The following is a 21,836-nucleotide window of genomic DNA, read 5'->3' on the forward strand; positions in this document are numbered from 1 at the left end:
CCGTGGTCAACACGCAACACCCACTACCCAGGCCTCCCGGGAGGAAACCCATGACTGCTTCAGTGAACGTGCCCCTCAATTCACGCGGAAAACTCGCTGCATCATTGCCTGCCGAGCAGCTGGCAGAAATTACCGCGTTGTTTGAATTCCGGCGCACCGGCTTCTCCCTTGATGCCCCCTTCTACACTGATCGCTCGATCTTCACCATCGACATGGAGGCCATTTTTGGCCGGCACTGGATCTTTGCCGCCAGCACCGCCGAACTGCCGGAGCCGGGCGACTATGTCACCGTTGACTACGGGCCCTACTCCCTGATCGTGCTGCGCAACGACGACGGCGCCGTAAACGTCCTGCACAACGTATGCCGCCACCGCGGCGCCCGGGTTCTGACCGAAGCTGCCGGGTCAACCGGAAACCTGGTCTGCGGCTACCACTCCTGGACCTACTCCCCGGAGGGCAACCTGATCCATGCCTCCGCGCCGGGGGAAACGAAGTTCGACAAGAGCTGCTTCGGCCTCAAGCGCGCCCACGGCCGCGAGGTCGCCGGGCTTATCTTCGTCTGCATTGCCGATGAACCGCCGAGCGACTTCGACGACACCGCAAAGATCTTTGAGCCCTACCTGGCGCCGCACGACCTCTCGAAGACGAAAATCGCCTACCAGCAGAACATCATCGAAGAGGGCAACTGGAAGCTCGTCATGGAGAACAACCGTGAGTGCTACCACTGCGACGGCCACCCCGAGCTCGCCTGCTCCCTCTTCCCCACCTGGGGCCTGACGGAGGGCCTGATCCCGCCCCACCTTGAGGAAGTGTGGAACCGGAACAAGGAGGCCCAGTCCTCCCTCGAGGAACGTTGCCGCCGCTACGGCCTTCCCTACGAGGTGGTGGAGCAGCTTGACACTCGCCTCGCGGGAATCCGCATCTCACGGGAATCACTCGATGGAGAGGGCGAATCGTTCTCCGCCGACGGGCGCAGGCTTTCCAAGAAGCTGCTCGGTGACCTGCGCGACTTCCGCCTTGGCCGCTGCTCGATGCACCTGCAGCCCAACAGCTGGTTCCATTTCCTCGGCGACCACGTCATCACGTTTGGGGTCTTCCCCATCAACGAACACCAGAGCCTCGTACGCACCACGTGGCTGGTGGCTGACGATGCCGTGGAAGGCGTCGACTACGACCTGGAGAAGCTCACCTACACGTGGAAGCAGACGAACCTGCAGGACAAGGCGTTCGTGGAGCTCTGCCAGCAGGGTGCCGGCAGCCCCGCCTATGAGCCCGGTCCTTACATGAAGAGCGAATACCAGGTGGAGGCATTCATCAACTGGTACGTGCAGCGCGTGCAGGAGCACTTGGCATGATTGAACTCGTCACTGAGACGGCAATCCAGGAACCACAGCGTATCCGCGGTCTTGAGATGCCGTGGAACAGGGTGATGGGAAGCACCGAAGCGCCCGCCCGGGCGGCCCGTGCACTTGGCCCATGGCATCCGCAGGAGTTTATGGCCGAATGCGTCGAGACCATTCCCGAGGCCGGCGCCATGATGACGTTCGTGTTCCGCCGATGCGACGGTGCGCCCCTGGCGTTCCGTGCGGGCCAGTATGTGAACATCGCCTTTCCCGTGAATGGCCATGACCAGGAGCCAGTGGACCGCAGCTACTCGCTGTCCAGTTCGCCCACCGAGCCATGGACCTTCAGTATTACCGTCAAGTGCGACCCCACTGGACTGGTCTCGCCATGGGTGCACGAGAACATCAAACCCGGAACCGTCCTTGAGATGCTGGGACCGGTGGGAGCATTCCACCTGCCCGACGCCGACCGCCGGGCGCGATATCTCCTACTTGCCGCCGGTGCAGGCATCACTCCCATCATGTCCATGGTCCGGACCATCCACTCCCTGCCCGGACACGCCGATGTTGTGGTGCTCTACCACGGCTCGGATGCCGGCGGCTTTGCCTTCCACCGGGAATTGGCCTACATCGCCTCCGTGGATTCACGCGTCAAGGTCCACTACTCCCTGGGCGACCGCACTGTACCGGAGGGGTGGGAAGGGCTCAGGGGAAGGCTGACTGCGGCCATGCTCGAGGAGGTGGCCCCCGATGCCAACGGCCGCCAGGTGTACGCATGCGGTCCCGAGGGTTATCTGAACACCGCCACCGAGCTCCTCAACAAGGTGGGGGTGGATGACACTTCCATCTACATGGAGTTCTTCTCCGGAGACCGCCAGACGCTCCTTGAATACCAGCAGGAAGTGTCCCTTGCAGCCGACGTCGCGGAGGAGATCGCCGAGGAAATCGCCGGATCTGCCGAGGACTACTACGAAAGCCAGCCCGCCGCGTTCGGGCTCTACGAGCCCGGCTACGATGCCGACGGGACGCTGCAGGCCTCAGGGCTGCCGCTGGAAATAAGCGACCCGGACGCACCCGGCTCCAACCCCGCCGTCGACATCCAAGGCGGGCAGCCTGAAGCCGGTTCCCCTGATGCCTCGAGCTTCGACACGGTGGGGACAGGCAGCCTCACCATGTCCTTCATGCGAACCGGCCTCAATGTGCGGATCGACCCCACCGAGCGGATCCTCGAGGTGGCCCAGCGTGCTGGCGTCAGGATTGGCGCGAACTGCAAGGAAGGCATGTGCGGCTCCTGCAAGGTCGTCAAGCTTTCAGGGGAGATCGAGATGAACCACCAGGGCGGGATCCGGGCACGGGAAATCTCTGCAGGCAAGTTCCTGCCCTGCTGCTCCATCGCGCAGACGGACCTGGTGATCGATGCCTGACCCCTGTTCCAGCCCCCTGTCAAGGCTCAGCCGAAACCCCTGAAATAGGGCTTCAAACTTCGGAAAAACCTTGACAGGTAGTTGCGACTCAGGCCACTCTGTTGCTTATTACGAGACGTGTTGATCTCTGCGGAACAACCGCCCCGATCAAAGTAAAGCTGACCCTGATTACTGAATGCCAGGAAGGCCCCTATCTTCCGCCCGGCGTGTGAACGCCGGAGTACAGCGCCAGCCCATGAATTCAAACCAAAGGACTTGACATGGCTTTGAACAGCGACATCCGCCCGGATGCCCAACCCCCCCTTGAGCTGGAGGAGCCCAAACCCGTTCCTGCACCGGAAAACCCTTCTTCCTCCCACGACTCACAGGACGCGGAGGACACCCAGCAGATCATGCAGGAACTCCGCCAGACCAAGGCCGAGCAGGCTGTTGCGAAGCGGCGGAACCGTAAGCTCACCCTCGACAAGGCAACCTTCGGCATCACCGGAGTCCTCGCCCTGGCCTTCGTGGCCTGGGGCTTCCTCGGCCGGGACAGCCTCTCCGCCACCTCAACTTCCGCCCTCAACTGGGTGATGGAGTACACCGGCTGGCTCTTTATGGTCCTGGCATCGCTGTTCGTCGTTTTTGTCCTTTGGCTGGCCCTCGGAAAATGGGGCAACATCCCGCTCGGCAAGGACGGGGAAAAGCCGGAGTTCCGGACTGTTTCCTGGATCGCCATGATGTTCGCGGCCGGCATGGGCATCGGCCTGATGTTCTACGGCGTGGCCGAGCCTCTCTACCACTACATCTCTCCACCGCCCGGAACGGTGGACGGGCGGACCCCCGCGGCCATCCAGACCGCCATGGCCACCTCCATCTTCCACTGGACCCTGCATCCCTGGGCGATGTACGCCGTCGTCGGCATTGCCATGGCCTACGGAACATACCGCCTGGGCCGCCGGCAGCTGATCTCCGCGGCCTTCACTTCGCTGTTCGGCATCAGGACGGTGGAAGGGCCGGTAGGCAAGTTCATCAACATCCTGGCGATCTTCGCCACCCTGTTCGGCACGGCGGCATCCCTGGGCCTTGGCGCCCTCCAAGTCGGCAGCGGCCTGAGCTCGAACGGCTGGATCGGCGAGATCGGCACCCCCGTCCTGGTGGCCATCGTAGCCATCCTGACTGCGTGTTTCGTGGCCTCGGCGGTGTCCGGCATCAGCCGCGGCATCCAGTGGCTGTCCAACATCAACATGGTCCTGGCCGTTGTCCTGGCGCTCATCGTCTTCATCGCAGGGCCAACGCTGTTCATCCTCAACCTCATCCCGGCCGCGGTGGGCGACTACGCCAGGGACCTGGCCGAAATGTCCTCCCGCACCGAGGCCGTCGGTGACGAGGCCCTGCGCACCTGGATGTCCGGCTGGACCATCTTCTACTGGGCCTGGTGGGTGTCCTGGACGCCTTTCGTGGGCATGTTCATCGCCCGGATCAGCCGCGGCCGCACCATCCGGCAGTTCGTCACCGGCGTCCTGCTGGTGCCCAGCATCGTCAGCGTCGTCTGGTTCGGCATCTTCGGCGGAACGGCCTTCAAGATCCAGGAAGACGCGGACAAGGCAGGCGCGGCCGGCCTTGTGTCCATGGCCAGCGGGTCACCTTCCATTGACTTTGACGGAGCCCTGTTCGACCTGGTGAAGAACATGTCCATGCCGGCCTGGCTCACCGCGGCGGTCATCGTCCTCGCCATGGTTCTGGTGGCGATCTTCTTCATTACGGGAGCCGACTCGGCGTCGATCATCATGGCGTCGTTGAGCTCCAACGGATCCTCGGACCCGAAGCGCGGCCTGGTCATCTTCTGGGGCCTCCTCACCGGCGTGGTTGCCGCCGTCATGATGCTGGCCGGCGGAGACGAGCCTTCGGAGGCACTGTCCGGCCTGCAGCGCATCACCATCGTTGCCGCCCTGCCGTTCGTACTGGTCATGCTGCTGCTCTGCTTCGCCCTGGTGAAGGACCTCCGCCGGGATCCGCTGTCCCTGCGGCGGCGGCTGGCTGACTCAGTGGTGGAGCGCGCCATCCGGACCGGCGTGGACCAGCACGGCGGCGTCCAGTTCGATCTCGTTACCAAGCACCAATGTGATCAGCGCTGTTCGGACGGCGGCCCCTGCGCGGCGTCCCCCGCTGACACCCAAGCCCCCGCCAAGAACCAGGAGTAGACCATGACCACAGTCCTCGAAGGCCGCCCGACCGCCAATGCCACGGCCGAAGCCGGCGCCGTCCCCAGCGTCCGCAGTACCGGCACAGCACAGTATGTCCTCACCCTTGCGTGCCCGGAACGCCCCGGAATCGTCCGGGCCATCACCGCATTCCTCGCTGATCGCGGCTTCGACATCGTTGAACACCAGCAGTTCGATGACCACATGAGCGGCAAGCTCTACCTGCGCACGGCCTTCACTCCGGGAGACAAGGAAGTCTCCGCTGAAGGCCTCAGCACGGAATTCGCCGCCGTTGCCGATGAGTTCGACATGGAGTTCGCCATCCACGACGGCCGCCCCCAGCGGGTGCTGGTAATGGTCTCGAAGTTCGGCCACTGCCTCAACGACCTGATCTTCCGCTGGCGCGCCGGCAGCCTGGGTGCGGAGATCGCCGTCGTGGTGTCCAACCACGAGGACCTCCGCCCCATGGCGGAAGCCGCCGGTTTGCCGTTCATCCACGTCCCGGTCACCGCGGACACCAAGCCGCAGGCCGAGGCGCGGCTGCTGGAACTGGTGGAGGAGTACCAGGCAGACCTGGTGGTCCTGGCCCGCTACATGCAGGTACTCTCGGACGGTCTCAGCAAGACCCTCCGCGGCCGCGCCATCAACATCCACCACTCATTCCTGCCCGGGTTCAAGGGGGCCAAGCCTTACCACCAGGCCTATGACCGCGGCGTGAAGCTCATCGGAGCCACCGCGCACTACGTCACCGCAGACCTGGACGAGGGCCCGATCATCGAGCAGGAAGTGTTCCGGGTGGACCACAGCCTCGACCCCAACGCACTGGTCACGGTAGGCAGGGACGCCGAATCCCAGGCACTGTCCCGCGCGGTTAAGTGGCACTGCCAGCACCGGGTCCTGCTGAACAACACCCGCACCGTCGTCTTCCGCTAACGCCAACGCCCGCCACGCAAAACAGGAGAACTACACCATGAGCGCATCACCACGCGTTGTCATTATCGGCGCCGGCATTGTCGGAACCAACCTTGCCGACGAACTCGCCACCCGGGGCTGGACCAACATCACGGTGGTGGAACAGGGCCCGCTGGAACTTGCCGGCGGCTCCACCTCGCACGCGCCGGGCCTGGTGTTCCAGAACAACCAGTCACGGACCATGACCGAGTTCGCCACCTACACGGTCAACAAGTTCCTCGCCCTGAGCAAGGACGGCGAATCCTGCTTCAACCAGGTAGGCGGCCTGGAGTTGGCCACCACCCCCGAGCGCCTCGCCGACCTCCACCGCAAGATGGGCGTAATGACCTCCTGGGGCGTCGAAAGCCGGATCGTCGACGCCGACGAATGCGAAAAGATCTACCCCCTCCTGAACACCGGCAAGCTCACCGGCGGCCGCGAAGTCCTGGGCGGCCTGCTCATCCCCACCGACGGCCTGGCCCTGGCCGCCCGTGCGGTGCAGCTGCTGATCGAGCGCACGCGCGAGGCCGGCGTGACGTACCAGGGCAACACCACCGTCACCGGGATCGCCCAGGAGGGCGGCAAGGTGACGGGCGTGGAAACGTCCGAGGGTTTGATCCCGGCGGACCTCGTGGTGTCCTGTGCAGGTTTCTGGGGCCGGGAACTTGGCAAGATGGTGGGGCTGGAAGTCCCGCTGCTGCCGCTGGCCCACCAGTACGCCATCAGCACCCCGCTGCCCGAACTCGAGGGCGTCAACGAGCTCCCCCAGGGCGCCGGCAAGCCCATCCTGCGCTACCAGGACAAGGACCTGTACTACCGCGAATGGGGCAACCGCATCGGCATCGGCAGCTACGCCCACCGCCCCATGCCGGTGGACATGTCCGCCCTGCCGAAGGTCGCCGCAGAGGAAATGTCGGACCACCGCATGCCCTCCCGCCTGGAGTTCACCCTGGAAGACTTCCTGCCCGCGTGGGAGGACAGCCAGGACCTGCTGCCGGCACTGCGCAGCTCCGGGATCCAGGACGGCTTCAACGGCATCTTCTCCTTCACCCCCGACGGCGGACCGATCATGGGCGAGGCGCCCGACCTCGAAGGCCTGCTCGTGGCCGAAGCCGTCTGGGTGACGCACTCGGCCGGCGTGGCCAAGGCAATGGCGGAGCTGTTGGTGGAAGGCCGGTCCCGCACGGACCTGCACGGCTGCGAGCTCACCCGCTTCGAAAAAGTCCAGACCTCCGACGCCTACGTCAGCGAAACGTCCCAACAGAACTTCGTCGAAATCTACGACATCCTGCACCCGCTGCAGCCCAAGGAATCGCCGCGGGACCTGCGGGTCAGCCCGTTCAACGTCCGCCAGAAGGAACTCGGAGCGTTCTTCCTGGAGTCCGCCGGCTGGGAGCGCCCGCACTGGTTCGAAGCCAACCGCGGCCTGCTGGCGGACCTGCCGGCAGAGTGGCAGGCGCCCGAGCGGGACGAATGGTCCGCCATGTTCTCTTCCCCCATTTCCGCGGCCGAGGCGTGGAAGACGCGCACCGCCGTCGGACTGTACGACATGACGCCGCTGAAGCGGCTGTCCGTTGTGGGCCCCGGTGCGCAGGATCTGCTGCACCGGCTCAGCACGGGCAACATCACCAAGAAGCCCGGTGCCGTCACCTACTGCCTGCTCCTCGAGCACGACGGCGGCATCCGCAGTGACGTGACCGTCGCCCGGCTGGGGGAGGAGGACTTCCAGCTTGGCGTCAACAGCAACGTGGACTTCGACTACCTCCGGGTGGAGGCCCGCAAGCAGTCGGCCACCGATCCCGCCCAGTGGGTGCACGTTTCGGACATCACCGGCAGCACCTGCTGCATCGGACTGTGGGGGCCGCTGGCGCGTGAAGTGATCGGCAAGGTCAGCTCCGATGACCTGACCAACGACGGCCTGAAGTACTTCCGCACCAAGGAAATCTCGGTGGGCGGCATCCCGGTCACGGCCATGCGCCTCTCCTACGTGGGCGAACTCGGCTGGGAGCTGTACACCACCGCCGAGTACGGCCTGAAGCTGTGGGACCTGCTGTTCGAGGCGGGCCAGGAGCACGGCATCGTTGCCGCCGGCCGCGGGGCATTCAACAGCATGCGGCTGGAGAAGGGCTACCGGCTGTGGGGCACGGACATGACGTCCGAGCACCACCCCTACGAATCCGGCCTGGGCTTCTCCATCGCCAAGGACAAGACCGGATTTGTTGGTGCCGAGGCCCTTGCGGCACGCAAGGAGCAGCCGGCCACACGCGCGCTGCGCTGCCTGACGGTCGACGACGGCACCTCCCTCGTGCTGGGCAAGGAACCGGTGTACGTGGCCGGGGAAGCGGCTGGTTACGTCACCAGTGCCGCCTACGGTTACTCGGTGCGCAAGCCGATCGCGTACGCCTGGCTGCCGGCGTCGGTTTCCATCGGTGATTCGGTGGAGGTCGAGTACTTCGGCAAGCGCATCGCCGCGACCGTCTCCGCGGAGCCGCTGTTTGATCCGGGCATGGAGCGCCTCCGCGGCTGACCTAAACCATGGTCTGAGCCCCGCTCCGTCTTCGACAACCGGGGGTCGCCGAACGGGCGGCCCCCGGTTTCACGCGTGCACGCAGGAATGTCAGACCCCCCTGCCATGATTGATTTATGGGGAAAGCGGCGGTGGCGAAGGCGTTTGAGGACATCAATGCGGCTCTTGCTGTGCTCAACGCTGAGACGGATGGCTGTGGTTCGGAGGCGTTCTCCGTTGCAGATCCGCTGGCCGGGCTTGCGGACGGGTGCCTGGACATCCTTGCCGGGGCGCGGGCGGCGGAGGCCGGGTTCGCGGGTCTGAAGGCCCGGGCCGCTGTGAAGTATGCGGACACGGCGCAGGCCATCGCGCCCGACATGCCGGTGCAGGCGCAGGAAATGGCCGTCGCCGCGGAAATCGGGTCCGTGCTGGCCATCGGGCCGCGGTCAGCAGGTTCATTCCTGGCCGCTTCCCACGCCCTAGACAAGACATTGCCACTGACACTCTCGGCCCTGCAGTCCGGAGCGATCTCCTGGCAGCATGCCTTGGCCCTCGTGGACGAGGCAGCCACCCTTGATCCGGCCGGCGCCGCTGCCCTGGAAGCCCACTTCCTCGACCCGGACACACCCAGGCCTGCCACCGCGGCGACGATCGGGGAAATACCCGCGCACCGGCTTCGGATCAAAGCCCGCACTTGGCGCGAACGCCACCACACAGAAAGCATCGAGAAACGCCACGCCAAAGCACTGGCCGACCGGCGCGTCGAATACAGGCCGGACCAGGACGGCATGTCCTGGCTCTCCGCCTACCTCCCAGCCGAACAAGCACTGGCAGGCTGGAACCGCCTCAACGCGCTCTCCCGGGCCGCACAAGGACCCGACGAGCCCCGCACCCTCACCCAAATCCGAGCCGACGAATTCGCCTCAGCGATCCTCACTAGCGGGACCAATAGCGCTACCAGTCGCGGTAGTAGTGACAGTTCCGGGGTCCCTGTAGGCAGCACAGACACCGGCGACGGGGCAGGTCCCAGCGATGGGGCAGGCGCAGGAACGGATACCACCCCTTTGTCAGTTCGGGCCCAGGTGCTCGTCACCGTGCCGGTATTCTCGCTGATGGGCCTCACCGATGAACCCGCAATGCTCGACGGGTACGGACCCATCCCGCCGTCGATGGCGCGGCAGCTGGTGGCCAATGGTGCGGGTTCGTTTTACCGGGTGCTGGTGGATCCGCGGGACGGGGCGCCGCTGGAGATCGGCCGCACCAGCTACCGCCTTACCATGGCCATGAAAAAGGCACTGCAGCTCCGGGATGGCAGATGCACTTTCCCCGGCTGCAACAACCCATCCCTCGACAACGAGGCAGACCACCTTCGAGCATGGCAACACGGCGGGCGTACGGGCATCAGCAACCTGGCGCAACTCTGCCCCAAACATCACCGCCTCAAACATGCCACCGGCTGGACACCCACCCAAGCCACCAAAACCGAACCACCCGGCTGGACCTCACCCACCGGCCGCCACTACAAAGCCGAACACCACGACTGGGAACCACCGCAGTGGCCACACCAGCTACACCTAGCCTCCGGGAATCCTCCGGACTTTGCCTACATTGGGCTCTCCGCAGGCGAAGAAGGGCTCAGCCGGTTCCTGCATGCCCCACCCGCCTGACTCGTCGCTGGACGTCACTCCCCAGCCGCTCCCAAACCTCCCGAGGTCAGTCATGCTCAACCAGCAGGTTGCCTGTGCATTACCGCTTAACCAGCCGGTGCCTGAATGCTGCGCGCTGGTCCAACGATCTGAGTTACGAAGCGACTTCCCCTTGCAGCCACCTTCGGCTGGTGCTTGGCTGGTGGGATGGCAGATGACGAGGTTTCCAAGAACATTCCGGACGACGAGCACCTACGGCAGGACGTCGCGCCGGAGACCGGGGGAGAACCCAAAGGAGCTCCAGACAGCGGCTTTACGCCGGGCCAAACCAATGCGGGACAACAGGTGGGCGGGCTTGCTTCCGCCAGCGGCTACGGTGATGACCTGGATCCTGAAGCGCAGCCTGACGGCAACAACCCGGTGTAAGCGACCCAGTGGGCAAACAGCGACGGCGACAATCCGGCAGGTGCGGAATGTCGCCGTAGCTGTTCCCTGTCTTAGAACTAGCCCACTGCGGCGGGCTCCGGCTCGAGCTCCCCGGCGGCCTCCACTTCCGCGGTTTCCGCCAGGTGCGGGACGAAGCGGACGAACATGGCCTTGAAGCCGGGGGTGTTGGATTCGCGGGCGACGTTTTCCTTGTGGACCAGGGCGTTGGCTTCGGGGAAGTACGCGGCGGCGCAGCCCTTCGCGGTGGGGTAGGCCACGAGCCGGAACTTGTCTGCTGTCCGGTCGTGGCCGCGGAAGGTGCTCACCACATCCACGAGGTCCCGGTCCTGGAAGCCCAGTTCTGTCAGGTCTTCGGGGTGGATGAGGATGACGCGGCGGCCACCGGAAATGCCGCGGTAGCGGTCGTCCAGGCCGTAGAAGGTGGTGTTGTACTGGTCGTGGCTGCGGATGGTCTGGAGGACCAGGTGACCCTCGGGCGGGGTGAGGTATTCCAGCGGGCTGACGGTGAACCGGCCGCGGCCGATGTCGGTTTTGAAGGAGCGGGTGTCCCGGGGCGGGTTGGGCAGCACAAACCCGTTTTTGGTCCGGACCCGGGCGTTGAAGTCCTCGAAGCCGGGCAGGACGCGTTCGATGTGGTCCCGGACGACGTCGTAGTCCTCGGCCATGGCCTTCCAGTCCACCGGATGGTTCGGGCCGAACGTGGCCTCGGCCATGCGGGCCACGATGACCGGCTCGGCGAGCAGGTGTTCCGAAACCGGCGTCAGCCGGCCCTGGGTGGAGTGGACTACGGACATGGAGTCCTCCACGGAGAGGAACTGGGCGCCGTTGGGGTGTTTGTCGTCCTTGTCCGTCCGGCCGAGGGTGGGCAGGATCAGCGAGGTGCGGCCGTGGACGATGTGGGAGCGGTTGGGTTTGGTGGAGATGTGCACGGTCAGGCCGATCCGCTGCATCCCGGCTTCCAGGGTTTCGGTGTCAGAGCAGGCGAGCGAGAAGTTTCCGCCCATGGAGACAAAGACGTCCACCTCGTCGCGTTCGAACGCTTCCATGGCTTCGACGGCGTCATAGCCGTGGTGCCGCGGGGAGGTGATCCCGAACTCGGTGTCGAGGGCCTCCAGGAGCCACTCCTTCGGCTTCTCCCAGATGCCCATTGTCCGGTCGCCCTGGACATTCGAGTGCCCGCGGACCGGGCAGGCGCCGGCACCGAACTTGCCGAAGTTCCCCTGCAGCAGCAGGACGTTGACCATTTCCTTGATGGTGTCCACCGAGTGCGGCTGCTGCGTCACGCCCAGCGCCCAGCAGAAGATGGTGGCCTTGGACCGGATCAGCATCCCGGCAACGGTTTCGATCTGGTCCCGGGACAGGCCGGTGGCTTTCTCCGTTTCGGCCCAGTCCAGCTCCGCGCGGGCTTCACGGTAGGCATCGAACCCGTCGGTCTGCGCGGCGATGAAGGAATGGTCGACGACCGAACCCGGGTTCCGCTTTTCCTCTTCAAGGAGCAGGTGGCCAAGGGCCTGGAACAGGGCGAGGTCCCCGCCCACCTTGATCTGCAGGTATTCATCGGCCAGCGGCGTGCCGCCGCCCACCACACCGGAGACGGTCTGCGGGTCCTTGAAGTTGAACAGGCCAGCCTCTGGCAGCGGGTTGACGGCCACGACCTTGCCGCCCTTGTCCTTGCATTCCTTCAGCGCGGACAGCATCCGCGGGTGGTTGGTTCCGGGGTTCTGCCCCACCACGAAGATCAGCTCGGAATCATGGATGTCATCCAGCGACACGGTGCCCTTGCCGATCCCGATAGTGGGGTTCAGAGCCGAGCCGGAGGACTCATGGCACATGTTTGAACAGTCCGGCAGGTTGTTGGTCCCCAATGCCCGGGCAAAGAGCTGGTACATAAACGCTGTCTCGTTCGCGGTCCGGCCCGAGGTGTAGAAAACGCACCGGTCTGCCGTAGTGGCCCGGACGTGTTCACCGATCAGCTCGAACGCGTCAGCCCAGGAGATCGGCGAGTAGTGCGTTTCCCCGGCGCGGATCACCACCGGTTCGCTCAGCCGGCCCTGGTTACCGAGCCAGTACTCGGTCTTGGTGGAGAGTTCGGCGATGGAGTGCTTGGCCCAGAACTCGGAGCCCACCGTGCGGAGCGTGTTTTCCTCGGCCACGGCCTTGGCACCGTTCTCGCAGAACTCGGCCGCCTTGCGCTTCTTGTCCGATTCCGGCCAGGCGCAGCCCGGGCAGTCGAAACCCCCGCGCTGGTTCAGCCGCAGCAGGGACTGCGCCGTCCGGGTGACTCCGGCCTGCGCCACCGCGCGTTCGAGCGCCACCATGACGGCCTTTACGCCCGCCGCCTCGGTCTTGGGCTTGTGGACGGAAAGTTCGTCCTCATTGATGTCCGCAACAGGTGCGGGCTGCTTACCGAACTTCATTGTTCCAACTTCCTTACCGGCATACGTAGTTCTGGCACCAGCAAAGGCGCACCAAGGTTCCTGGCGCGCCTTTGCTGGACACTTCTGTTACTTCGATGGCTACTGGGACACCTTCGCCAGCGTCTCCCGCTCGGCGCCGATGGTGGTGTTGTCGCCATGGCCGGTGCGGACCACGGTTTCGGCCGGGAGCGGAAGCAGGCGTTCCCGGATGGAAGCCAGGATGGTGGGGTAGTCACTGAAGGAGCGGCCCGTGGCGCCGGGGCCGCCGTTGAAGAGCGTATCCCCCGTGAAGACGGTCCCCTCGCTCTCCAGCAGGAAACAGGTGGAGCCGGGGGAGTGGCCCGGGGTGTGGATCGCCCGCAGGCTGGCCCCGCCCACGTCGAACAGGTCCCCGTCGGCCAGTTCCCGGTCCGGCTTTGAACCGGGGTAGACCTGCTCCCAGAGGACCAGGTCTTCCGGGTTCAGGTAGATCGGGGCACCCACGGCGTCCGCGACCTCACGTGCCGCGCCGATGTGGTCGTTGTGCGCATGGGTCAGCAGGATGGCCTTGACCTTCCGGCCGCCCACCTGGTTGATGATTGCGGCGGCGTCGTGCGGGGAATCGATGATGACGCATTCAGCGTCATTGCCCACGATCCAGACGTTGTTGTCCACGTCCCAGGTGCCGCCGTCGAGCGAAAAAGTCCCCCAGGTGACCAGGTTTTCGATCCGGACGCCCATCAGGAAGCCGCCCCCGCGGCAGGCAGTTCAACAACGGAGCGCAGGACCTTGCCCTCGTGCATCTTCTCGAACGCTTCCTCCACCTGGTCGATGCTGATGCGCTCGGACACAAAGGCGTCCAGGTCCAGGTTGCCCTGCTTGTAGTGGCTCACGAGCATGGGGAAGTCGCGGGAGGGCAGGCAGTCGCCGTACCAGGAGGATTTCAGCGACCCGCCGCGGCCGAAGACGTCCAGCAGCGGCAGTTCCAGCTGCATCTCCGGCGTCGGGACGCCCACCAGGACCACGCGGCCGGCGAGGTCGCGGGCGTAGAACGCCTGCTTGTACGTTTCCGGTCGGCCGACGGCGTCAATCACCACGTCAGCCCCGTTGCCGTTGGTCAGGGCGCGGATGGCCTCGATGGGGTCTTCCTTGCTGGAGTCGATGCCGTGCGTAGCGCCCAGGGACTTGGCCATCTCCACCTTGTTCGCGTCAATGTCCACGGCAATGATGGTGGTCGCGCCGGCCAGTTTGGCCCCGGCGATCGCGGCGATGCCCACGCCGCCGCAGCCGATCACAGCCACGGATTCGCCGCGCTTGACTTCACCGGTGTTGATCGCGGCACCGATGCCGGCCATCACGCCGCAGCCGAGCAGCCCGACGGCGGCGGCATCAACCTCGGGGTCCACCTTGGTGCACTGTCCAGCCGCGACGAGGGTCTTCTCGGCGAACGCACCGATGCCCAGGGCCGGCGAGAGCTCCGTGCCGTCCTCGAGGGTCATCTTCTGGGTGGCGTTCGCGGTGTTGAAGCAGTACTGGGGCTGGCCCTTGGCACAGGCACGGCACTCACCGCACACGGCGCGCCAGTTCAGGATGACGCGGTCACCCGGGGCGACCGAAGTGACGCCGTCACCGACCGCACTGACCACACCGGTGGCCTCATGGCCCAGCAGGAACGGGAAGTCGTCGTTGATGCCGCCCTGCTTGTAATGCAGGTCCGTGTGGCAGACCCCGCACGTGAGGATATCCACCAGGGCCTCGCCCGGGCCCGGATCCGGGACCAGGATGGTCTCCACCGACACTGGAGCGTTCTTTTCCCTGGCAATGACTGCCTTGACTTTATGAACCATTAGCTGGGGTGTTCCTTTCCTAGTCCCGGGACTCTGGGGGCGGTGCCCCGGGCAGTTCGTTCGGCCCGAGTTCAGCCCGACTTCTTATTCTCGTGCCTCAGGCAGGGTGGCGGGTAGTCGGCCTGATTACTGCCAACGAATTGCGCATTACACAACATGATGCGCACAGCGCGTACTGGAAATATGTCAGCCGTCACACGGCGTGTCAATAGAACGTTCGAGTGCTAGGCGGGGCCGCCTGCTCCTCAGTAGTCAACTTTAGCTGCTGCCTGCAACTCACGTCCTCTCCGTGCAACAAGTGCCATTCGCGGCCCTGCAGTCCGCTTCCTTTTGGCCCACGCGCCACCGGCAGTCGGATGCCCTTTTGTGCGGTCCGCAACAACCATTGACTGTGGCCCCCATCACGCTTAGTCTGTTGCAACAGCGTTGCGCTGATTGCAACCCCAACAATTTGGTGGATCCATGAGTAACGAAACTTCCTCTCCCGCCCGCAGGCGGGACCAGGGCCCGGAGCTGAACGGCAGCCAGCCCGGCTCCACGTTCGCTGCCGGCGCGCCGGGCGGGAACAAACCTGAACTTGCAGACAACGCCGTCAGCAAGGAAACGCGGCGCCGGGTCATCGCCGCCAGCTTCATCGGCAACTTCGTCGAATGGTTCGACTATGCCGTCTACGGCTACCTGGCCGTCACCATCGCGACAGTCTTCTTCCCGGAGTCCGATCCGCAGACCGGACTCCTCCTGACCTTCGCCCTTTTTGCGATTTCATTCCTGGTGCGCCCACTGGGCGGCTTCGTCTGGGGCCACATCGGCGACAAGGTGGGCCGCCGGACGGCACTCTCCCTTTCGATCCTGATCATGTCCGGAGCAACCTTCTGCATAGCGCTGATTCCGGGCTACGACACGATCGGTATCTGGGCGCCCCTCCTGCTCCTGATGATCAGGGTGGTCCAGGGCTTCTCCGCTTCGGGTGAATACGCCGGAGCGTCGGCCTTCCTGGTGGAATACGCCCCCGCCAACAGGCGCGGCCTGTACGCCGCAGTGGTCCCGGCCAGCACTGCCGCCGGCCTGCTCCTGGGCTCACTTATCGCCGGCCTGCTGACAACCCTGCTGTCAACCGAAGCGATGCACAGCTGGGGCTGGCGGCTGCCGTTCCTGCTGGCAGCCCCAATGGGCCTGATCGGCCGGTATATCCGGACCAAGCTCGAGGACACCCCCGTGTTCCGCGAACTGGCCGCCGAGGACCAGGCCGCCAAGGCGCCCGTGTCCAGCCTCTTCCGGAACCACTGGCGGCAGCTGCTGCAAGCGGTCGGGGCCGTGCTGCTCAACGCCGTCGGCTTCTACGTGATCCTCAGCTACATGCCCACGTACCTGTCTTCGGAGCTGGGCCTTGGTGAAACCGAATCATTCCTGGCCACCACCATCGCGCTGGTCACCTACATCGGTTTTATCTTCCTCACCGGCATGCTCTCGGACCGGTACGGGCGCAAGAAGGTGCTGATCAGTGCATCGGTTGCCTTCATCGTCCTCACCGTCCCCGCCTTCGCGCTGCTGGGAACCGGGAACTTCCTGGTGATCGTCCTGGTCCAGATCCTCCTGGGCGCCATGCTCACCCTGAACGACGGCACGCTGCCCAGCTTCCTGGCGGAAATGTTCCCCACCCGCGTCCGCTACAGCGGCTTCGCGGTCAGCTTCAACCTCTCCAACGCCCTTTTCGGCGGCACCGCCCCGTTTATGGCAACGCTGCTGATCGCTGCCACAGCCAGCGACCTGGCCCCGGCCTGGTACCTGGTGGCTGCCGCCGTCGTCTCCCTGATCGCCGTGGCCCTGTCCAGGGAAACCTGCAAAGAGCCCCTGCGCCGCGACTAGCTTTCCTCCCAACCACCTGAAGAAACGCACCACAGAAAGGCATCACCACGATGACCATCACCACCGAGAACGCAACCACCGTCGCCGAACTGGAGCGCACGAAGGTCCTCAAGAATGGCGAAAAAGTCACCCTCACCTTCTCCGATGCAGAGTTCGAACGCAGGCTCGCCGGGCTCCGCCGGATCATGGCGGAAAAGGACCTCGACGCCGTTGTCCTCACCAGCTACCACTCCATCAAGTACTACTCCGACTTCCTTTTCACCACCTTCGGCCGCTCCTACGGCATGGTGGTCACCCAGGATGACACCGTCACCGTCACGGCCAATATCGACGCCGGGATGCCTTGGCGCCGAAGCTACGGCGACAACATCGTCTACACGGACTGGCGCCGCGACAACTACATCTTCGCCATCCAGGAAGTCCTGCGCACCCGCGGCATCAACCCGCGCCGCCTGGGCGTCGAGGACGACTCGCTGCCGCTGGACAACCGCAACAAGATCCAGGCAGCATTCCCGTCCGCAGCCCTCGTGGACGTCGCCCAGGCAGCCATGCGCCAGCGCATGATCAAGTCCGCCGAAGAAATCGAGGTCATCAAGCACGGAGCACGCATCGGCGACCTGGGCGGCGAAGCCATCCGCAACGCCATCACCGCAGGGATCACCGAGTACGAGGTGGCACTGATCGGCGCCGAGGCCATGGTGCACGAGATCGCCCGCACCTTCCCGAACTCTGAAATCCGCGACACGTGGGTGTGGTTCCAGTCCGGCATCAACACCGACGGCGCGCACAACTGGGCCACCACCCGGAAGATCCAGGAACACGACATCCTGTCCTTGAACTGCTTCCCCATGACCTCCGGCTACTACACGGCCCTTGAGCGGACGCTGTTCTACGGCGAACCTGATGCCCGCTCGCTGGAACTGTGGAACATCAACGTCGAGGTTCACAAGCGCGGCCTTGAGCTGATCAAGCCCGGTGCGGTGTGCAAGGACATCGCCGCTGAGCTCAATGAGATCTACGTCGGCTACGGCCTGCTGGCCAACCGCACCTTCGGCTACGGACACTCTTTCGGCGTCCTCAGCCACTACTACGGCCGCGAAGCCGGGCTGGAACTCCGCGAGGACATCGACACGGTGCTCGAACCCGGCATGGTGGTGTCCATGGAACCCATGATCACGGTCCTAGACGGACAGCCGGGCGCCGGCGGTTACCGCGAACACGACATCCTGGTGGTGGGGGAGGACGGCGCGGAGAACATCACCAAGTTCCCGTTTGGGCCCGAGTACAACATCATCGGCGCATAGTTCCCCTGCCGCGCCCGCGCCTCGAAGACGTGGCGGGGGAACGCGGCGGCGGTGGCCCCATTAGGGAACGAACCGGAAGCGGCGTCATCAACCTGGCGCCGCTTCCGGCGCCCGCTAAGGAATGATGGGTACCACCATGAGCGCAACAGAACCCGAGACCACAGGCAACGGCGACACCAAGGGCGCCTCCGTGATCGTCAACGCGATCGCCGTCCTCCGCACTTTCACCGCGGACGAGCCCCTGCTGGGGGTCACCGAGATCGCCAACCGCGTAGGGCTGCACAAGAGCACCGTCTCGCGGATCCTGGCCACCTTCGAACAGGAACACCTGGTGGAACGTGACGCCGAGACCCGCCGCTTCCGGCTTGGACTCGGACTGATCGCCGTGGCCGGCCCCCTGCTGGCGGAACTGGAAGAGCGGCGTGTCGCCTACCCCGTGCTGCGCGAGCTGTCGGAGCAGACCGGCGAAACCAGCGCCCTCATGGTCTGGAGCGGTGATGAATCCATCTGCGTCGAGCAGATCGCCAGCCACCACCAGATCAAGCACACCACCCCGCTGGGCGCCCGGTACAACGATGCCCTCAGCGCCTCGGTGCAGGTGTTCCTTGCGCAGGAACCCGAAGGCCGCGTCCGTTCCCTCCTTAGCAGCGGTGCCATCACTTGCCCCGGCTTGGACGAGTCGAGCCTGGACGCCTACCTGGTCCGCCTGAAGGACGACCTCAAGCGTGGCTGGGCCATCAACTATGGGGAAACCTCCATCGACGAGGTGGGCCTGGCAGCACCCGTTTACGATCATCGCGGCGAGGTAGTGGCTGCTGTCCTGATCCCGGCGCCACGGTTCCGGGTGTCCCAGGACCGGCTGAAGGCGCTCGGCGAATCCTGTGCCGCCGCGGCAGCCAAGGTCACTGCCCGGCTGGGCGGAAGGGGCCGGAAGCAAGGAGTTCCTGGGGGAGGCTGAGGTCCTGCGGTTTGTTTCATCAAAGGCTTGAAGCTTCAAGTAATAAGGCGTAGGGTTAGTTGAAGATTCAACCACCTCCGCTAGGAACTGACATGACCGCAACCTTTGAACAGCACGTCCCCGGCTTCGCCAATGCCGCCACTGCGTGGACCCAGGAAGCGGCGGGAAGCAAGGTAACTGTCCGGAGCCAGGTCTCCGTGCCGCTTCGGTTCGACGACGGATTCACGGTCCCGGCCGACGTCATGACCTTCCACGGGCTGGCCGATGGCAAAGAGCACCTGCTCCTCGCGCTGGGCGAATGGGAACAGGCATTGCTGCAGCAGGGGCCCGGGCGCCCGGCGCCCCTGGTCCGGCTCCACAGTGAATGCCTCACCGGCGACGTCTTCGGCAGTGAACGCTGCGACTGCGGGCCCCAGCTTCGCGAAGGTGTCGAAGCCGTTGCGGCCACCGGCGGCTTCCTTCTCTACCTCCGGCAGGAAGGCCGCGGAATCGGTCTTTACGCAAAGCTGGATGCCTACGCACTCCAGGACACGGGCCTGGACACCTACGAAGCCAACGTTGCCCTGGGGCACGGCGAGGACGAACGGGACTACACCGCTGCCGCCCAGATGCTCGCCACCCTGGGTGTGGACTCCATCCGGCTGTTGAGCAACAACCCGGACAAGGCGGCGCAACTCAGCAGCCACGGCATCAACGTCGCCGAGCAGGTTCCCACCGGCGTGCACCTCTCCGAAGCCAACCACCGTTACCTGGCGGCCAAGCGCGACCACACCGCTCACACGCTGAATCTCCCGGCCTGAAACCAGGACAGGACCGCCATGACAATCTTCCTTGACGACGTCGCTGCAGACGTTGCTTCCTTCCCTGAGACTCCGTTCGCCGGATTCAAGGAGCCGGACCCGTCGCAGGTGCCGGCGCAGATCCCCACGCATAACCAGATGCTTACCCGCATCGATGCCATCATTCCCCGGCTGCGGGAGCGCGCCGAGGAAACGGAACGCCTCCGGCGCATCCCCGAGAGCACCATGGCGGAGCTGAAGGAGGCGGGCGTCTTCAAGATCCTCGCTCCTAAGGGGGTGGGTGGATACGGCATGGGCCTGGAAACCTATATTCAGGTAGTCCGCCGGCTCGCAACGGGCTGCCCTTCCACGGCCTGGAATGTCGGGCACCTCCTCGAGCACGTCTGGATGCTCTCGCGGTGGCCCCAGACGGCCCAGGATGAAGTCTTCGCCGCAGGCCCGGGTCCGCTGGCAGCTGCCACCGCCGCCCCCGTCGGAACCGCTGAAAATGTGCCCGGCGGCTTCCGCATCAGCGGCCGCTGGAGCTTCGCCTCGGGAGTGCTGCACTCGCAATGGGCGCTCCTGGCAGTGGAGCACAACAACGTCCGGCTGCAGTGCCTCGTTCCAATCCAGGATGTCGACGTTGTGGATACCTGGCACACGGCCGGCCTGCGGGGAACCGGAAGCAACGACATCCACGCAGAAGGCCTGTTTGTCCCCGCTTACAGGGCGCTCGAATGGTCTTCGCTGGCGGCTGCGGACAATCCCGGCAGCCGTATCCATCCGGATCCAATCATCCACACGCCCCTGGCCACGCTCTTGAATCTCGTTGCACCTTCCGTGGCATTGGGCGGAGCCGAGTACGCATTGGACCTGTTCCGGGGACACCTGCTGAGGCGAAAGGTCAAGAACACGGTGGAGAACCGTCAGGCGGACTCTCCCCTCGCCCAGGCGCGGTTTGCACAGGCCTACGGGCTCGTCGGTACGGCACGGCTGCATTGGGCGGAAGCGGCGCGGCTGGTGGCTGCCTCCCACCGGGGCCATCCGCGGACCATGACTGACGACGAAACAGCGCAGTACCGGCTTTCCTTCGCCCTCAGCGGTGAGGCGTCGGCCCAGGCAGTCAACCCTGATCATGGCGGCCTCCGGCGGCAGCGCACACCGGCTCTCCCATCCACTCCAAAGAATCCAGCGGGATATGGCTGTTCTGCTCAACCATCCAACGCTGGCCACCGATCCAATTCTTGAGCAGGCGGGACGCGGCCTCCTCGGCCTGGGCCCCACCGTCCCCCAGTTCCAGTAAGGGCGCGCGGGACCGCCACGTAGACTGGCAGGATGCGGTTGGTAGCAAGTGACATTGACGGAACGATCCTTGGGCACGATGGAAAGATCAGCGACCGCACCGTCCGCGCCTTCCACGCCTGCCGCGACGCCGGCGTCGAACTCGTTTTTGTCACCGGCCGGCCGCCGCGCTGGCTCCACCCCCTGCAGGACCAGCTCGGGCATACCGGAACCGTCATCTGTTCCAACGGGGCCGTGGTCTGGGACCTTGAAGCTGAACAGCTCGTGTCCGCCCATACCCTGGCCATCGATTCCGTGCTGGAGCTCCGCCGCATCATCAAGGAGCTCCGCCCGGCCGCCCTCTTCGCCGCGGAGACACTGACAGGCTTCCACCTCGAGCCCGGCTTCATCGAAAACGGCTCCTCCGAACTGCTCTCGGAATTCACCCCGGCGCCGCTGGCCGAAACCCTCACCACGGACGACGCCGTCGTGAAGTTCCTCGCGATTGTCCGGGAGGGGACCGCCGATGACTTCCTGGCGGAGGTGAGGCCCGCCGTCGAACATCTGGCCGCGGCCACGCACTCATCCCCCGGCGTCTCCATGCTGGAGTTGTGCCTGCCCGGCGTCAACAAGGCCGTGACGCTGGCGGAATACGCCGCCGCGCTGGGCATCGACGCCGCCGATGTTGTGGCGTTCGGGGACATGCCCAACGACATCGAGATGCTCCGCTGGGCCGGCCATGGCTACGCGATGGCCAGCGGCCACCCGGAGGCAATCCGCGCCGCCGGGCAGCAGGCACCGCATTTTGACGACGACGGCGTGGCCCAGATCCTTGAGGCCCGCCTGGCGTCTTTGGGCGTCAAACTTCCCTGATCCCGCCTGCCAGCGGGCAAATTTCCAGCTGA

General features: G+C 65.1%; 16 protein-coding genes and 1 pseudogene. 14 read left to right on the forward strand and 3 right to left on the reverse strand.

Features of this window, described 5'->3' with window-relative positions:
* Positions 1–50: 50 nt before the first annotated feature.
* The 7 genes from M8J71_RS17915 (at position 51) to M8J71_RS17945 (ending at position 10,479) form a co-directional block, all read left to right on the forward strand.
* A complete protein-coding gene (locus tag M8J71_RS17915; RefSeq protein ID WP_256249155.1) occupies positions 51–1,355 on the forward strand; it encodes an aromatic ring-hydroxylating oxygenase subunit alpha in 1,305 nt (434 codons plus the stop codon).
* Positions 1,352–2,767 carry a ferredoxin reductase gene (locus M8J71_RS17920; RefSeq protein WP_256249156.1) on the forward strand — a complete coding sequence of 472 codons (1,416 nt, stop codon included), beginning with the start codon at positions 1,352–1,354 and terminating at the stop codon, positions 2,765–2,767. The genes M8J71_RS17915 and M8J71_RS17920 overlap by 4 nt, the downstream gene beginning before the upstream one ends.
* Positions 2,768–3,027: 260 nt before the next feature.
* The gene (locus M8J71_RS17925; protein WP_256249157.1) at positions 3,028–4,950 is read left to right on the forward strand and encodes a BCCT family transporter; all 1,923 of its coding nucleotides are present in this window, start codon (positions 3,028–3,030) and stop codon (positions 4,948–4,950) included.
* 3 nt (positions 4,951–4,953) lie between these two features.
* A complete protein-coding gene (purU, locus tag M8J71_RS17930) occupies positions 4,954–5,883 on the forward strand; it encodes a formyltetrahydrofolate deformylase (protein ID WP_256249158.1) in 930 nt (309 codons plus the stop codon).
* A 37-nt stretch (positions 5,884–5,920) separates the two neighbouring features.
* Positions 5,921–8,428 carry a GcvT family protein gene (locus M8J71_RS17935; RefSeq protein WP_256249159.1) on the forward strand — a complete coding sequence of 836 codons (2,508 nt, stop codon included), beginning with the start codon at positions 5,921–5,923 and terminating at the stop codon, positions 8,426–8,428.
* Between the two features lie 116 nt (positions 8,429–8,544).
* Positions 8,545–10,074: an HNH endonuclease signature motif containing protein gene (locus tag M8J71_RS17940; protein WP_256249160.1), complete on the forward strand. Its 1,530-nt coding sequence runs from the start codon at positions 8,545–8,547 to the stop codon at positions 10,072–10,074.
* A 186-nt stretch (positions 10,075–10,260) separates the two neighbouring features.
* Positions 10,261–10,479 (forward strand): hypothetical protein, encoded by a 219-nt coding sequence (locus M8J71_RS17945; RefSeq protein ID WP_256249163.1) that lies wholly within the window; start codon positions 10,261–10,263, stop codon positions 10,477–10,479.
* A gap of 77 nt (positions 10,480–10,556) precedes the next feature.
* Here M8J71_RS17945 and M8J71_RS17950 read toward each other — a convergent pair whose 3' ends face one another.
* From M8J71_RS17950 to M8J71_RS17960, 3 genes are all read right to left on the reverse strand, one after another.
* On the reverse strand, positions 10,557–12,917 hold the full coding sequence (locus tag M8J71_RS17950; protein ID WP_256249164.1) for an FdhF/YdeP family oxidoreductase: 2,361 nt from the start codon (positions 12,915–12,917) through the stop codon (positions 10,557–10,559).
* 99 nt (positions 12,918–13,016) lie between these two features.
* Positions 13,017–13,637 carry an MBL fold metallo-hydrolase gene (locus M8J71_RS17955; RefSeq protein ID WP_256249165.1) on the reverse strand — a complete coding sequence of 207 codons (621 nt, stop codon included), beginning with the start codon at positions 13,635–13,637 and terminating at the stop codon, positions 13,017–13,019.
* Positions 13,637–14,743, reverse strand: a complete 1,107-nt coding sequence (locus tag M8J71_RS17960; RefSeq protein WP_256249166.1) for an S-(hydroxymethyl)mycothiol dehydrogenase — start codon at positions 14,741–14,743, stop codon at positions 13,637–13,639. Before M8J71_RS17960 ends, M8J71_RS17955 begins: the two co-directional genes overlap by 1 nt.
* A gap of 462 nt (positions 14,744–15,205) precedes the next feature.
* Here M8J71_RS17960 and M8J71_RS17965 point away from each other — a divergent pair, with 462 nt between their 5' ends.
* The 7 genes and pseudogenes from M8J71_RS17965 to M8J71_RS17995 all read left to right on the forward strand — a co-directional run bounded on the left by M8J71_RS17965 (position 15,206) and on the right by M8J71_RS17995 (position 21,804).
* Positions 15,206–16,609, forward strand: a complete 1,404-nt coding sequence (locus M8J71_RS17965) for an MFS transporter (RefSeq protein WP_256249167.1) — start codon at positions 15,206–15,208, stop codon at positions 16,607–16,609.
* A gap of 50 nt (positions 16,610–16,659) precedes the next feature.
* The gene (locus M8J71_RS17970; protein WP_256249169.1) at positions 16,660–17,913 is read left to right on the forward strand and encodes an aminopeptidase P family protein; all 1,254 of its coding nucleotides are present in this window, start codon (positions 16,660–16,662) and stop codon (positions 17,911–17,913) included.
* A 136-nt stretch (positions 17,914–18,049) separates the two neighbouring features.
* Positions 18,050–18,871 carry an IclR family transcriptional regulator gene (locus tag M8J71_RS17975; protein ID WP_256249170.1) on the forward strand — a complete coding sequence of 274 codons (822 nt, stop codon included), beginning with the start codon at positions 18,050–18,052 and terminating at the stop codon, positions 18,869–18,871.
* Between the two features lie 92 nt (positions 18,872–18,963).
* Complete coding sequence (locus M8J71_RS17980; protein ID WP_256249171.1) at positions 18,964–19,671, forward strand: GTP cyclohydrolase II; 708 nt, start codon at positions 18,964–18,966, stop codon at positions 19,669–19,671.
* A 225-nt stretch (positions 19,672–19,896) separates the two neighbouring features.
* Positions 19,897–20,718 (forward strand): annotated as a pseudogene (locus M8J71_RS17985) (acyl-CoA dehydrogenase family protein); the annotation flags it as partial.
* Positions 20,719–20,785: 67 nt separating this feature from the next.
* On the forward strand, positions 20,786–20,953 hold the full coding sequence (locus M8J71_RS17990) for a hypothetical protein (protein ID WP_256249172.1): 168 nt from the start codon (positions 20,786–20,788) through the stop codon (positions 20,951–20,953).
* Positions 20,954–20,985: 32 nt separating this feature from the next.
* Positions 20,986–21,804, forward strand: coding sequence for an HAD family hydrolase (locus tag M8J71_RS17995; protein WP_256249173.1), 819 nt, complete (start codon positions 20,986–20,988; stop codon positions 21,802–21,804).
* The last annotated feature ends 32 nt before the right edge of the window (positions 21,805–21,836 follow it).

Source organism: Pseudarthrobacter sp. R1, from assembly GCF_024494415.1.
In the GTDB taxonomy this organism is placed as follows: domain Bacteria; phylum Actinomycetota; class Actinomycetes; order Actinomycetales; family Micrococcaceae; genus Arthrobacter.